Source organism: Streptomyces sp. CS113 (assembly GCF_002188365.1).
Classification (GTDB): Bacteria; Actinomycetota; Actinomycetes; order Streptomycetales; family Streptomycetaceae; genus Streptomyces; species Streptomyces tendae.
In genome coordinates, this window is sequence record NZ_KZ195574.1 from 6,783,757 (window position 1) to 6,796,628 (window position 12,872).

Sequence of the window (12,872 nt, forward strand, 5' to 3'; positions counted from 1 at the left end):
AAACGGTCACTGGGGATGCGGAACTCGGGCCGAAACCCGTGGGGTTGATCAGCAAGCTAGCCCCGAGGAACCGTGAAATCGCCTGCTGGAGGCGGGTGACGGAGATCCTTATGGTCGCGTTAAGGGAGTGCTCAGACTGGGCTGAGGTAGCTACCGTTCGCGGCATGGAACGAGAGTGGATCCGGCAGGCGGTCACCGCGGACGTCCCGGCGGTGAAGGCCGTGACCGATGCCGCCTACCGCCCCTACGTCGAGCGCATCGGGGTGGTGCCGCAGCCCATGGAGGCGGACCACGCGGCGAACGTGGCGGCGGGGAAGGTGTTCGTCACCGAGGAGCCCGGCACGGGCCTGGCGGGACCGGTGGGCCTCGTCGTCCTGGAGGCGCACGCGGACCACCTGTTCCTGGACAGCGTCGCCGTCCACCCCGACGCGCACGGCAGGGGCGTGGGGCGGCGGCTGCTGCGGTTCGTGGACGCGCACGCGCGGGCGCTGGGGCTGCCCGAGGTCAGGCTCTACACGAACGCCATGATGTGGGAGAACCAGAAGATCTACCCGAGGTACGGGTACGAGGTCGTGGAACGCCGAGTGGACGGGCCCTACGACCGCGTCCACTACCGCAAGCGACTGCTCTGAGGCGTCTCATGCCAGGCCTGCCGGTCAGCTCTCCGGCCACCAGGTGCGCGCGATGTCCTTGCGGACCTCCGGGCGCCCGGCGGGACGCTCGTCGATCTCCTCGCGGACTCGGCGGGCGTCGGTCTTCTTCAGGGGCTTCTGCACGGTCAGACGGCGCATGGCTGCCTCCTTACGGATCCACCGGGTTCCGCGTTCTCACGGAGGTAGACCCTTTCCCCGAGACTCACTCATCGATGCATCCCTGTCAGTGGCGGTTGTCACGTTCCGGCGCCCCGACTCCGTTGTCAGTGCCAGGTGTCACCCTGGGCGCATGAGTGGGAACAGTGACGGAGCGAGCGCGCCGGGTGCCGACTGGGACGCGCTGGCCGCCTCCTTCGACGACGAACCGGACCACGGCCTGCGCGACGCGGACGTGCGCCGGGCCTGGGCCGCCCGGTTGGCCTCCTGGCTGCCGGACCGGCCCGGCGACGTCCTCGACCTCGGCTGCGGCACCGGCAGCCTGTCACTCCTCGCGGCCGAGCAGGGGCACCACGTCACCGGCGTCGACCTCTCCCCGGCCATGGTGGAGCTGGCCAGGACCAAACTCGCCGGTCGTGACGCGGTGTTCCTCACCGGTGACGCCACGGCACCGCCGGTGGGCGAGCAGCGCTTCGACGCCGTGCTGGTCCGGCACGTCGTGTGGACGCTGCCCGATCCCGGCCGGGCCCTGCGCCACTGGCGGCAGTTGCTGCGCCCGGGCGGGCGGCTGGTCCTGGTCGAGGGCGTGTGGGGGAGCGTCGCCCCGGTCGGCATGTCCGCCGACCGGCTCACCGCCCTGCTCGGCCCGCTCGCCGGACGGGCACGGGTGGAACGGCTGTCGGACGACCCCTCGCTGTGGGGCAGAGAGGTGACGGACGAGCGGTACGCGGTGGTGGCGACGTACCACTGAGCCGTGCGGCGGGCCCTGCCGACCGTCCGGTGGAGCCGTCACTCCAGCAGTCCGGTGGAGTCGTCACTCCAGCAGGCCGGTGAAGCCGTCCCCGCGGGCCAGCCGCTCCAGTTCGTCCAGCGCGGCCACCGCGGCGGCCGCGGCCGCGGGATCCCGGTCCGCCAGCCCGCTCCCGGCGAATTCGTCCTCGTCGAGGCGGCGTACGTCCGTGCCGTCGGCGGAGCGCCACAGGTCCAGGTCGAGGTCCTCGACGACCAGGTCCGTGCCGGTCAGGACGGCGGGGCGGGTGACGTCGCAGTACCAGCCCTTCAGCACCCCGGCCGCGGTCCTGACCTCCTTCACCGCATACCACCGGTCGCGCCAGTAGTACTCCGTGAAGACGTCCCCCGCCTCGAAGCGGACGAAGCCGAAGTCGCGCACGCCGTCACCGGCCCAGGGGGCGCGGACGGCGAGGCGGGTGCCGTCGTCGTGCAGCAGCGTCGCCGCGTACCGGATCTTCGTACGCCCCGCCTTGACCAGGGCGACACTCACCTCGGCCGCCGGTTCAGCCGAGTTCGCGGACATGGCGCACCTCCGTCGCGCAGATCTCGTAACCGAGCCACTTGTTGATGGCGAGCATCGGGCCGTTGTCGGTGTCGTTGCCGGTGAGCGCCTCCGTGTACCCGGCCGCGCGGGCCCGGCGCAGGGAGTCGGTCTTGGCGAGCTTGGCCAGGCCCCGGCCACGCTGCGCGCGGACCGTGCCGGTCATCGCGGTCGAGTACCGGGTGCCGTCGGTGTAGGCGACGCTGAACGCGGCCGGGCGGCCGTCGACGACCACGACCGTGGTCAGTTCCCGATCGAGCAGCGGGTGCCGCCAGGTCTCCGCGAGCCACGCCTCGTAGTCCGTGAACTCGACGTCGACGTCGCTCGGTTCGTCCGCGACCGTCTCCGCGTCCAGCTCGAACATGGGCCGGGGGTCGTCCGCGAAGTCGGCGGCGGTGGGCAGCTCGACACCCGCGGGAGGCGACCACAGGGGCGGGAGCGCGGCGTTCGCCAGGTCCAGCCGGAGGAAGTGCGCGGCCCGCCTGCGCGCGTAACCGTGCCGTTCGGCGAAGGCCAGGTTGGCGGGGCCGTCCAGCACCCAGGCGTACAGCTTCGTCGCGCCCTCGCCGCTCAGGTACTCCTCGGAGGTACGCACCAGCAGGCCGCCGGCCCCGCGCCGCAGCCGCTCCGGATCGACGTAGATGTTCAGGAAGGCCTGACCGGGCTCCGGGCTGTCGTGCACCAGCCCGATCTGGGCCGTGCCGATCACCTCCCCGTCCTCCTCCGCGACCAGGGACCGGCTCCGGGCGTCCGGGTGGGTGTGGACGAGCCGGTGCACGACGGCCTGTGGCGTCCACAGGATGAACGGCAGGGCGCGATGGCGGACCCGGGTGAAGGCCGCGACGTCGGCCGGGTCGTCGGAACGCAGGTCGCGTACAAGAACGGTCATGGGGGCGCACGCTACGGCGGCCGGGCGGTCGCGTGCCTCTCATTTTCGCGGGGATACGGGACAATCGCCGGGTGACCTTGAAGATCCATATCGATGACGGCACGCCGCCCTACGAGCAGGTGCGCGCGCAGATCTCCGAACAGGCGCGGTCGGGGGCGCTGCCGGTCGGATACCGGCTGCCGACCGTGCGCGGACTGGCCGAGTCCCTGGGGCTCGCCGCGAACACGGTCGCCAAGGCGTACCGGGCGCTGGAGGCGGACGGGGTGATCGAGACGCGGGGGCGCAACGGAACGTTCGTCGCTGCGGCGGGCTCTGCGGCTCAGCGGGAGGTTGCCGCGGCGGCCCAGGGGTATGCCGAGCGGGCTCGGCGGCTCGGGGTCCCCGAGGGGGACGCGATCGACGCCGTGCGGGATGCCCTGCGGGCGGCTTATGGGTGAGCGCCGTTGGGGTTCGGGCCGCCGCCCGGCTGCCGGTTCGCTGTGGCTTGTCGCGCAGTTCCCCGCGCCCCTGAGAGCGTGCGTGTGACCCTCAGTGCCGACGTGCGAGCCAATTGTGCGAACGTCGCGGCGTCCTGTACCGCCGCCGCGTTCGGGTCGTTGTTGAAGTACGTGTATACGTCGCTCGTGTCCGGCCAAGTCGTGGTGATGCGGTCGATCCAGGTGGCCAGGGCGCGGCGGCCGTAGTGCGGCCAGGCCGCGGCCCGGCCCTCGTGGAAGCGGACGTAGCCCCAGTCGGTGGTGCGCCACAGGGGTGAGACGGGGCGGGCCCGAACGTCCGCCCAGCACAGGGCCGCTCGCCGGGACATCAGGACCTCGCGGGTCTCGGGCGTCCACCAGGACGCGTGCCGGGGTTCCACCGCGACCCGGGTGCCCGGCGGGAAGCAGGCCAGGCAGACGTCGAGGAGGTCCGGGTCGGCGCGCAGGGTCGGCGGCAGTTGCAGCAGGACCGGGCCGAGGCGGTCGCCCAGTCCGGCCGCGTGGGTCATCAGGCGGTCGACCGGTTCGGCCGGGTCGCGCAGGCGTTTGATGTGCGTCAGGTAGCGGCTGGCCTTGACCGCGACCGTGAAGTCCGGTGGGACGCGGTCCCGCCAGGCCGCGAAGGTCTCCCTGGCGGGCAGGCGGTAGAAGGCGTTGTTGATCTCGACCGTCGTGAAGGCGGCCGCGTAGTGCTCCAGCCAGCGCCGGACCGGCAGACCGGGCGGGTAGAAGCTCTCCCGCCAGTCCCGGTACTGCCAGCCCGACGTGCCGACGAACAGGGTCATACCCTCATCAAAGCACCGAGCCGGGCGCGGAGGCCGGGTTACAGGTACAGTCCGGCCTCCGCGCCCGCCCGCGGCTCCGGCAGCGCGGTGGGCGAGGTGCCCCGGCGCAGGGCGTACAGCTCCGCCAGGGTGGCGCCCTCGCGGCCGATCCCTTCCTCGGTGCCGAGCCAGTCCACCGCCTCCCGCCGGGTCAGCGGGCCGACCTCGATGCGGGCCAGGCAGCGGCCGGGGCGGACCACGGCGGGGTGTAGCCGCTCCAGGTCCTCGTTGGTCGTGACGCCCACCAGGACGTTGCGGCCCTGGCCGAGGAGCCCGTCGGTGAGGTTGAGCAGGCGGGAGAGGGCCTGGCCCGCCGTGTGCTTGGCCTCGCCGCGGATCAGTTCGTCGCAGTCCTCCAGCAGCAGCAGCCGCCAGCGGCCCTTGCCCGCCGCGTCCTCCTCGCCGATGGCGATGTCCATCAGATAGCCGACGTCGGAGAAGAGCCGCTCCGGATCGAGGACGCAGTCCACCTGGCACCAGTCCCGCCAGGAACGGGCCAGCGTGCGCAGCGCCGAGGTCTTGCCGGTGCCCGGCGGCCCGTGCAGGAGCAGCAGCCGGCCCGCGATGTCCTCGGGCGTCGTCTTCATCAGGCCGTCCATCGCCTCGGCGACCGGCGCCGTGTAGTTGGCCCGGACCTCGTCCCAGGTACCCGCGGCGATCTGGCGGGTGGTGCGGTGCGGGCCGCGCCGCGGGGAGACGTACCAGAAGCCCATCGTCACGTTCTCCGGCTGCGGCTCGGGCTCGTCCGCCGCCCCGTCCGTCGCCTCGCCGAGCACCTTCTCGGCGAGGTCGGCGCTGGTCGCCGTCACCGTGACGTCGGCGCCCCGGCTCCAGCGCGAGATCAGCAGCGTCCAGCCGTCGCCCTCCGCCAGCGTCGCGCTGCGGTCGTCGTCGCGGGCGATCCGCAGCACGCGCGCGCCGGGCGGCAGCAGCGTGGCACCGGACCGCACGCGGTCGATGTTCGCCGCGTGCGAGTACGGCTGCTCACCCGTGGCGAAACGGCCGAGGAACAGCGCGTCGACGACATCGGACGGGGAGTCGCTGTCGTCCACGTTGAGCCGGATCGGCAGGACTTCGTGCGGGTTCACGGACATGCCGCCATGATCGGGCACCCGGCCGCCGCGTGCACCCGCTTTCCCGGGCCCGCGTGCGTCACGGACACCCGAGGCGCCGCGCCCCGACGGCCGTTCAAACGCCCGATTTTCGTCCGGATGTGAACGAGTGTCAGCCAATTGTTGACATGAGCACTTCCAGTCAACGCGCGTAGCCGCTACCACGGTTGTGGCAGCAATCCTGCTAAGGGAGGTTCCATGAGACGTTTCCGACTTGTCGGGTACCTGAGTTCACTCCTCCTCGCCGCCGGCGCCGCCCTCACCGGGGCCGCGACCGCCCAGGCGGCCCAACACGCCGCAGCCGACGGCTATGTGGCCCTCGGCGACTCCTACTCCTCGGGGGTCGGATCGGGCAGCTACATCAGCTCCAGCGGCGACTGCAAGCGCAGTACGAAGTCCCACCCGTACCTGTGGGCGGCCGCCCACTCGCCCTCCACGTTCGACTTCACCGCCTGTTCCGGCGCCCGTACGGGTGATGTTCTCTCCGGACAGCTCGGCCCGCTCGGCTCCGGTACCGGCCTCGTCTCGATCAGCATCGGCGGCAACGACGCCGGGTTCGCCGACACCATGACGACCTGTGTGCTCCAGTCCGAGAGCTCCTGCCTGTCGCGGATCGCCACCGCCGAGGCGTACGTCGACTCGACGCTCCCCGGCAAGCTCGACGGCGTCTACTCGGCGATCGGCGACAAGGCGCCGAACGCCCACGTCGTCGTCATCGGCTACCCGCGCTTCTACCAGCTCGGCACCTCCTGCATCGGCCTGTCCGAGACCAAGCGGACGGCGATCAACAAGGCCTCCGACCACCTCAACACCGTCATCGCCCAGCGCGCCGCCGCCCACGGCTTCACCTTCGGCGACGTGCGCACCACCTTCACCGGCCACGAGCTGTGCTCCGGCAGCCCCTGGCTGCACAGCGTCAACTGGCTGAACATCGGCGAGTCGTACCACCCCACCGCGGCCGGGCAGTCCGGCGGCTACCTGCCGGTCCTCAACGGCGCCGCCTGACCCTGGGCGGAGGGAGAAGCAGGAGAGGCGGAAGGAGAAGCGGAGGAGGCCCCGCCGGTCGGGGTCTCCGTCTCCGTCTCCGTCCCCGTCCCGGTCCCGGTCCCGCAGGTCACCGAGAACGCCACCGCGTTCGACGTGGCCCGCACCGGGGTCCGCACCTCCACGCGCACGGCGCTCTCGAACGCGCCGCTGTCGTCGTGCGTCGTCACCACCACGGTGTCCTGGCGCGAACGGTCGCCGCCCGACGGGAAGGACAGCGTCCGCCAGCCCGGGTCGGAGACCGCCCCGTCCGCGGTCACCCAGCGGTAGCCGACCTCCGCGGGCAGCCGCCCCACCGTGAACGTCGCCGTGAAGACGGGCGCCCGGTCGTGCGGCGGCGGACAGGCCCCCGTGTAGTGCGTGCGCGAGCCGACCAGGGACACCTTCACCGACTGCGGCGCGGGAGTGCCCTCCCCGCTGCCGCTCCCGGACGACGCCGGCGGGCTCGACCCGCCGCCGCCCGTCGCCGCGGACGTGGCCCCCGGGCCCGGGCTCCCGCCCGAGCCCTCCGTCCCCCCATTCCCGTCCGAGCGGTCCAGCAGCGCGTACGTCAGTGCGGCCAGCGCCACGACCACCACGGCCAGCCCCGCCACCAGCACGGCACGCGCCCGCCGGTCCCGGCCCCTCGACGCACCGGACGCACCGGGCGCGGACGTGTCCCCGGCCGCCGGCACGGGCATCGGCGGCGTCGAGGCGGTGGGTGACTCCGATGATCCCAATGACCCCGGTGATCCCGGTGACCCCGGTGACCCCAGTGGTCCCGGCGCGCCGAGTGGCCCCGGGTGGGCCACGACCGTCGGGGCGTATCCGCCGGACGGTGCCGCGCCGGCGCGTGGTCCGCCGGACGGTGTCCCACCGGCGCCCACCAGCCGCAGCTCCCGCTCCGCCTCGTCCGCCGGGAGCCGCCCGGCCGGGTCCTTGCGCAGCAGGCCCTCCACCACCGGCCCGAGCGCCCCCGCCCGGCGCGGCGGCGGCAACTCGTCGTCGACGATCGCCCGCAGGGTGCTCAGGGGCGTGTCCTGACGGAACGGCGAGACCCCCTCCACCGCCGCGTACAGCAGCACGCCCAGCGACCACAGGTCGGACGCGGGACCCGGCGTGCGGCCCAGCGCCCGTTCCGGCGCGAGGAACTCGGGCGAGCCGACGACCTCGCCGGTCATGGTCAGCGCCTCGCTGCCCTCGACCCTGGCGATGCCGAAGTCGGTGAGCACCACGCGGCCGTCGTTCGCCAGCAGCACGTTGGCCGGCTTCACGTCCCGGTGCAGCACCCCCGCGGCGTGCGCGGCCCGCAGCGCGGCCAGCACCTCGGCACCGATCAGCGCGGCCCGCCCGGGTGTCAACGAGCCCTCGGCGTCCAGCAGGTCGGCCAGGGACAGCCCGCGGACCAGTTCCATCACGATCCACGGCCGGCCGCCGTCGGTGGCCACGTCGTACACCGTGACCACGTTGGGGTGGGAGATCCGGGCGGCGGCCCACGCCTCGCGCTCCAGCCGGGCGTACATCCGCCCGACGTCGGCCTGCGGCAGTCCGGCCGGGGCGCGCACCTCCTTGACGGCGACCTCGCGCCGCAGCAGCTCGTCGCGGGCGCGCCACACGGTGCCCATGCCGCCCTCGCCGAGCGGGGACAGGAGACGGTAGCGGCCGGCGATCACACGCTCACCGTCGGGTTCTCCGGACACGGGCGCCCCCTATGACGTCGCGCGCGGACCCTTCACAAAGTAGCCCAGCCCGGGGCGGATGCGGCCCCCCTGACGCCGATCCGGCTCGGGGACTGGCGTTTTCGGGCCGCTCGTCCGTAACCCCTGCGGAGGGTGTGCCGTCGCGTGCGCCCGACGGCGGCGTCGACGGGCCGGACACGGTCCGCGGAGAGGGGGACGGATGGCGGCGGACGAGCTGCTGGTGCGGGTGGCGGGCGGCGACCAGAAGGCCTTCGAGGAGCTGTACGGGCTGGTGTCGGGGCCGGTGTTCGGACTCGTGCGGCGCGTGGTGCGCGACCCGGCCCAGTCGGAGGAGGTGGCGCAGGAGGTGCTGCTCGAACTGTGGCGGTCCGCGGCGCGCTTCGACCCTGGCCGGGGCAGCGCCCTGGCGTGGATCCTCACCGTCGCCCACCGCCGCGCCGTCGACCGGGTGCGCAGTGCCCGCGCGGCCGGCGAACGCGAACGGCGCGAGGCCCGCCGCGCCCACCAGACCGCCTTCGACCAGGTCGCGGAGGAGGTCGAGGCGGGGCTCGAACGCGAGGGGGTGCGGCGCTGCCTCGACCGCCTGACCGCGCTGCAACGCCAGTCGGTCACCCTCGCCTACTACGACGGCTACACCTACCGGGAGGTGGCCGAGCGGCTCCGCCTCCCGCTGGGCACGGTGAAGACCCGGATGCGAGACGGGCTGGGCCGCCTGCGCGAGTGCCTGGGAGGCGTCGCATGAGCCCCTTCGGCCACTCGCTCGCCGCCCCCTACGCCCTGGACGCCCTGGAGGGTGCCGAACGGGTCCGCTTCGAACGGCACCTGGAGGGCTGCGCCCGCTGCGCCGCCGAGGTGCGGGCGCTGGCCGAGGACGCCGTCCGGCTGGCCCGGTCCACGGCCGCCCCCGCACCGCCCGCGCTGCGCGAGCGGGTCCTGTCCGCCGTACGCACCACCGCGCAGGAGCCCGCGCCCGCCCGCGGACCGGTCCCGCGGCGGTCGGGCGGACGGGTCCGGCCGCGCCCCCTGCTCGTGCCGTTCGCCACGGTGACGGCCGCCGCCGCGCTCGTGGTCGCCGCGCTGTTCGCCGCACGGGCCCACCAGACCCAGGAGGAGTTGGAGACCGCACGGGACCGGACACGTGAGATCGCCCACGTTCTCGCCGCTCCGGACGCCCGTGCGACGCGCGGTGCGGACGCACGCGGCCGCGGTGTCGCGGTGGTCGCCTCCGTGTCCAGGGGGCGCGCGGTGGTGACCCTGAGCGGGTACGGCGAGCCGCCGGGCGACCGCGTGCGCCAACTGTGGCTGATGCGCCCCGGCGCCGAGCCGCGCTCCCTCGGGCTCTTCGACGGCGACACGCCCCTGATCGCCTCCGGTCTCAGCCGCTTCGCGACGTCACTCGCGGTGACCGTCGAGCCCGGCGGGGGGTCGGACCGGCCGACGAGTGAGCCGGTCGTCCAACTCGCCCTGGAATCTGTCGGATTCGGAGAGTAATCGTCAACCCCCTTACGGGGAAGGTGAATCCTGTGACCGCGATACACGCATGCCGTACCGGGGCGATAGGGTTACCCTGCCCGGGCCGGGTGGACTCGTACGGGTGGGGAGTGACATGGAACAGATAACAGTGCGCAGCAGGGCAAGGGTCCCTGCGATCACCTGCGGAAGCAGCGCGAGCAGCTCGCGCCTCGACCGTCATCTCGCGGTGCTCGGCGGGCCTGCCCTGCCGCAGCGGGAGACCGTGGAGGCGACGTCGCTGATGCGTGAGCTGACCGCGCGTGAGCCCGCACACAAGCGCAGCAACCGGGGCGCCAGGGTGCGCCGGGTCTCGCTGTTCGCGCCACTGCGCCGACTGCGCCGCTCGCTCTTCGGCGGCAACTGAGGCCCGCGCTCCGGAGGCCACACCTCCCGGCGCGGCGCCGCGGCACTCGTCCGTCATCCCCACGGCACGCAGCGGCGCCCCGGTGTGCTCCCGAGCGCGGGTCGTCCCCGGTACACCCGACTCCGTACGTCCGTCCCGTATGTACGTCCGTCCGTCCCGCACGCGTCCGCCCGTTCCCGCACCGCGGTTCCGTCCCGCCGACTCCCCACCGGCGGTGACGCGCCCCGGCCCGTTCAGCGGCCCCCGTGCGCGTACCGGCGCACCGCGAGCGGGACGAAGAGCGCGAGCAGCACCGCGCACCAGGCCAGCGACCCGGCGACCGGATGGGCCACCGGCCAGGCCGCTCCCTCCGGCACCGGGGCGTTGCCGAAGAGGTCCCGCAGCGCCGTGGTCACCGCGCTGATCGGGTTCCACTCCGCGACGGTGCGCAGCCAGCCCGGCAGTCCGTCGGTCGGGATGTAGGCGTTGGACAGCAGCGGAAGGATGAAGGTCGCGCCGCCCAGCTGACCGGCGGCCTCCTCGCTGCGGGTGAGCAGCCCCAGATAGATCCCGATCCAGGTCGTCGCGAACCGGAACAGCAGCAGCAGTCCCAGCGCGCCCGCCGCGCCGAGCGCACCGCCCTCCACCCGCCAGCCCACCGCGAGCCCGACGAGCAGCAGCGGCACCGTCCCCGCGGCCGTGACGAGCACGTCGGCGACCGACTGCCCGAGCGGCACCGCGGCCCGGCTCACCGGCAGCGTGCGCAGGCGGTCCGTCACGCCCCGGTGGGTGTCCTGGGCCGCCTGGAACATGCCCGTCATGATGCCGTTGGCCGCCGTGGCGACCAGCAGTCCCGGCACCAGGAACGCCCGGTACTCCTCGCCCGGCATCGCCAGCGCGCTGCCGAAGACGTAGCCGAAGAACAGCAGCATCGTGATCGGCATGGTCTGGGTGAGGATCAGCAGCCCCGGATTGTTCCGGACCCGCCGCAACTGGCGGCCCAGCATGGCCGCCCCGTCGTACGCCAGTCCGTACGCCGAGCCGTACGCCCCCGTCGTGACCGTGCTCATGCCACCAGCTCCCTGCTGTTGGTGCCGTCGCTGTCGTCGGTGTCGTCGCTGTGACCGTTGCCGTCGCCGTCGGTCAGGCGGAGGAAGACGTCGTCGAGCGTCGGCGGCCGCAGGCGCGCGTCCACCAGGGGCACGCCCGCCGCGTCGAGTTCGCGCACCAGGCGCGGCAGGGTCAGCGTCGGATCGGTGCTGACGGCGCCGACGGTGCGCCGCTCGTGGTCGAGGGCCGGCTCGGCACCGGTCACCCGGTCCAGGACCGCCGCCGCCCGCGCCAGCGCGTCCGGGTCCGCGACGACGGCCTCCGCGTACGCCCCCACCAGTGCCTTGAGTTCGGCCGGTGATCCGGTGTGCGCGACCCGGCCGCGGTCCACCAGGGCGATGTCGTCGGCCAGGCGGTCGGCCTCCTCCAGGTACTGCGTGGTGAGCAGCACGGTGGTGCCGTCCGCCTTCAGGGCGCGCACGGCCTCCCAGATGCGGTTGCGGCTGGCCGGGTCGAGTCCGGTCGTCGGCTCGTCCAGGAACAGCACCTCGGGGCGGCGCACGAGGCTCGCAGCCAGGTCGAGGCGGCGCCGCATGCCGCCGGACAGGGTGGAGGCGGGCCGGTCGGCGGCGTCGGCCAGGCCGAAGCGGTCGAGCAGTTCGTCGGCCCGCGCCGCCGCGTCCCGCACCCGGTGCAGCCGGGCGAACAGCCGCAGGTTCTGCCGTCCGGTGAGGTCCCCGTCCACCGACGCGTACTGCCCGGTCACCCCGATCCGGCGGCGGACCGCGGCGGCCTCGCGCACGAGGTCGTGCCCGGCGATCCGCGCCGACCCCGCGTCCGGCCGCAGCAGCGTCGTCAGCAGCCGGACCGCCGTGGTCTTGCCGGCCCCGTTCGGCCCGAGCAGCCCGCAGACGGTGCCCTCGGCCACCGCTAGATCCAGGCCGCGCAGCGCGTGCACGGTGCCGAAGCGCTTCTCCAGACCCTCACTAAGTACAGCGTACGTAGTAGTCATGCGTCGACCATAGCGCACTACGTACGCTGTACGTAACTAGGATGGTGGCCGAGGTGATGCACGATGACGGGCCGAGCGGCCGTACCCGAAGTGATCTGGTCGCGCCCCGAGCGCACCGGCCGGGGGCCGAGACCGGCGTATTCCCGCGCCGACATCGCCGCCGCCGCGGTGCGGATCGCCGACGCCGAGGGCCTGGACGCGGTCACGATGCGCCGCGTCGCCGGTGAACTGGGCTGCGGCACCATGTCGCTCTACAACTACGTCCCCCGCAAGGAGGACCTGTACGAGCTGATGATGGACGCGGTCAGCGGCGAGCACGAGCTGTGGGAGCCGAGCGGCGACTGGCGCGCGGACCTGATCCGCGTCGCCCACCAGACCCGCGCCCTGATGCACCGCCACACCTGGCTGCCCCGCCTGATGTCCCCGGTCTACGGCTTCAGCCCCCACGCCCTGCGCTACCTGGAGCACTGCCTGGCCTGCCTGGACCCCTTCGAGGCGCCCTACGGCACCAAGATGGAGCTGATCGCGATGGTCAACGGCGTGGTGACCACGTACGTCGGCAACGAGATCGCCACCGTCGAGCGCACCCGCTCGCTGCCCTGGTCCCAGGAGCAGGAGCACGCGGTGCGCATCGCCTACCTCGGCCGGCAGGTCGCGAGCGGCGCCTACCCGAGGCTGGCGGCGTCCTTCGCCGAGGACGCGGGCCCGATCGACCTGGAGGGCGTCTTCGAGCGGGCGCTGACGCGGGTGCTGGACGGGTTCGCCTGAGCGGCACCGCCGAGTCCGCCG

General features: G+C 73.5%; 16 protein-coding genes. 8 read left to right on the top strand and 8 right to left on the bottom strand.

All coding sequences use genetic code 11. The features are described from left to right. The first annotated feature begins 164 nt into the window (after window positions 1–164). The gene (locus B9W62_RS30470) at window positions 165–632 is read left to right on the top strand and encodes a GNAT family N-acetyltransferase (protein WP_087810158.1); all 468 of its coding nucleotides are present in this window, start codon (window positions 165–167) and stop codon (window positions 630–632) included. A 24-nt stretch (window positions 633–656) separates the two neighbouring features. Here B9W62_RS30470 and B9W62_RS40935 read toward each other — a convergent pair whose 3' ends face one another. After that, the gene (locus B9W62_RS40935; RefSeq protein WP_087810159.1) at window positions 657–791 is read right to left on the bottom strand and encodes a hypothetical protein; all 135 of its coding nucleotides are present in this window, start codon (window positions 789–791) and stop codon (window positions 657–659) included. Window positions 792–942: 151 nt separating this feature from the next. Here B9W62_RS40935 and B9W62_RS30480 point away from each other — a divergent pair, with 151 nt between their 5' ends. Next, complete coding sequence (locus tag B9W62_RS30480; protein ID WP_087810160.1) at window positions 943–1,560, top strand: class I SAM-dependent methyltransferase; 618 nt, start codon at window positions 943–945, stop codon at window positions 1,558–1,560. Between the two features lie 63 nt (window positions 1,561–1,623). Here B9W62_RS30480 and B9W62_RS30485 read toward each other — a convergent pair whose 3' ends face one another. After that, window positions 1,624–2,124 carry a ribonuclease FAU-1 family protein gene (locus B9W62_RS30485; protein ID WP_087810161.1) on the bottom strand — a complete coding sequence of 167 codons (501 nt, stop codon included), beginning with the start codon at window positions 2,122–2,124 and terminating at the stop codon, window positions 1,624–1,626. Beyond that, window positions 2,105–3,031: a GNAT family N-acetyltransferase gene (locus B9W62_RS30490; protein ID WP_087810162.1), complete on the bottom strand. Its 927-nt coding sequence runs from the start codon at window positions 3,029–3,031 to the stop codon at window positions 2,105–2,107. Before B9W62_RS30490 ends, B9W62_RS30485 begins: the two co-directional genes overlap by 20 nt. 71 nt (window positions 3,032–3,102) lie before the next feature. Here B9W62_RS30490 and B9W62_RS30495 point away from each other — a divergent pair, with 71 nt between their 5' ends. Further along, a complete protein-coding gene (locus B9W62_RS30495) occupies window positions 3,103–3,468 on the top strand; it encodes a GntR family transcriptional regulator (protein WP_179235750.1) in 366 nt (121 codons plus the stop codon). On the opposite strand, the gene B9W62_RS30500 is transcribed toward B9W62_RS30495, so the two are convergent. Together B9W62_RS30500 and B9W62_RS30505 are read right to left on the bottom strand one after the other, a co-directional pair. After that, on the bottom strand, window positions 3,459–4,292 hold the full coding sequence (locus tag B9W62_RS30500; RefSeq protein ID WP_087810164.1) for a DUF72 domain-containing protein: 834 nt from the start codon (window positions 4,290–4,292) through the stop codon (window positions 3,459–3,461). The genes B9W62_RS30495 and B9W62_RS30500 overlap by 10 nt on opposite strands. 38 nt (window positions 4,293–4,330) lie before the next feature. Beyond that, entirely contained in the window at window positions 4,331–5,425 is a 1,095-nt protein-coding gene (locus tag B9W62_RS30505) for a DUF5925 domain-containing protein (protein ID WP_087810165.1), read from the bottom strand. Between the two features lie 216 nt (window positions 5,426–5,641). Between B9W62_RS30505 and B9W62_RS30510 the strand changes: the two genes are divergently transcribed. Continuing rightward, window positions 5,642–6,448, top strand: coding sequence for an SGNH family lipase (locus B9W62_RS30510; RefSeq protein WP_087810166.1), 807 nt, complete (start codon window positions 5,642–5,644; stop codon window positions 6,446–6,448). Here B9W62_RS30510 and B9W62_RS30515 read toward each other — a convergent pair. After that, window positions 6,418–8,166, bottom strand: a complete 1,749-nt coding sequence (locus tag B9W62_RS30515) for a serine/threonine-protein kinase (protein WP_087810167.1) — start codon at window positions 8,164–8,166, stop codon at window positions 6,418–6,420. The two genes, B9W62_RS30510 and B9W62_RS30515, sit on opposite strands and share 31 nt — an antisense overlap. Before the next feature lie 199 nt (window positions 8,167–8,365). On the opposite strand from B9W62_RS30515, the gene sigK reads away from it, so the two are divergent. The 3 genes from sigK (at window position 8,366) to B9W62_RS30530 (ending at window position 10,042) form a co-directional block, all read left to right on the top strand. After that, entirely contained in the window at window positions 8,366–8,908 is a 543-nt protein-coding gene (sigK, locus tag B9W62_RS30520; RefSeq protein WP_087810168.1) for an ECF RNA polymerase sigma factor SigK, read from the top strand. After that, window positions 8,905–9,657 (top strand): anti-sigma factor, encoded by a 753-nt coding sequence (locus B9W62_RS30525; RefSeq protein ID WP_087810169.1) that lies wholly within the window; start codon window positions 8,905–8,907, stop codon window positions 9,655–9,657. Before sigK ends, B9W62_RS30525 begins: the two co-directional genes overlap by 4 nt. A gap of 115 nt (window positions 9,658–9,772) precedes the next feature. Continuing rightward, window positions 9,773–10,042, top strand: a complete 270-nt coding sequence (locus B9W62_RS30530) for a hypothetical protein (RefSeq protein WP_087810170.1) — start codon at window positions 9,773–9,775, stop codon at window positions 10,040–10,042. 233 nt (window positions 10,043–10,275) lie between these two features. On the opposite strand, the gene B9W62_RS30535 is transcribed toward B9W62_RS30530, so the two are convergent. Together B9W62_RS30535 and B9W62_RS30540 are read right to left on the bottom strand one after the other, a co-directional pair. Then, on the bottom strand, window positions 10,276–11,091 hold the full coding sequence (locus tag B9W62_RS30535) for an ABC transporter permease (protein ID WP_087810171.1): 816 nt from the start codon (window positions 11,089–11,091) through the stop codon (window positions 10,276–10,278). Continuing rightward, window positions 11,088–12,083, bottom strand: a complete 996-nt coding sequence (locus B9W62_RS30540) for an ATP-binding cassette domain-containing protein (RefSeq protein ID WP_087810172.1) — start codon at window positions 12,081–12,083, stop codon at window positions 11,088–11,090. Before B9W62_RS30540 ends, B9W62_RS30535 begins: the two co-directional genes overlap by 4 nt. A 63-nt stretch (window positions 12,084–12,146) precedes the next feature. Here B9W62_RS30540 and B9W62_RS30545 point away from each other — a divergent pair, with 63 nt between their 5' ends. Further along, entirely contained in the window at window positions 12,147–12,851 is a 705-nt protein-coding gene (locus tag B9W62_RS30545) for a TetR/AcrR family transcriptional regulator (RefSeq protein ID WP_087810173.1), read from the top strand. The last annotated feature ends 21 nt before the right edge of the window (window positions 12,852–12,872 follow it).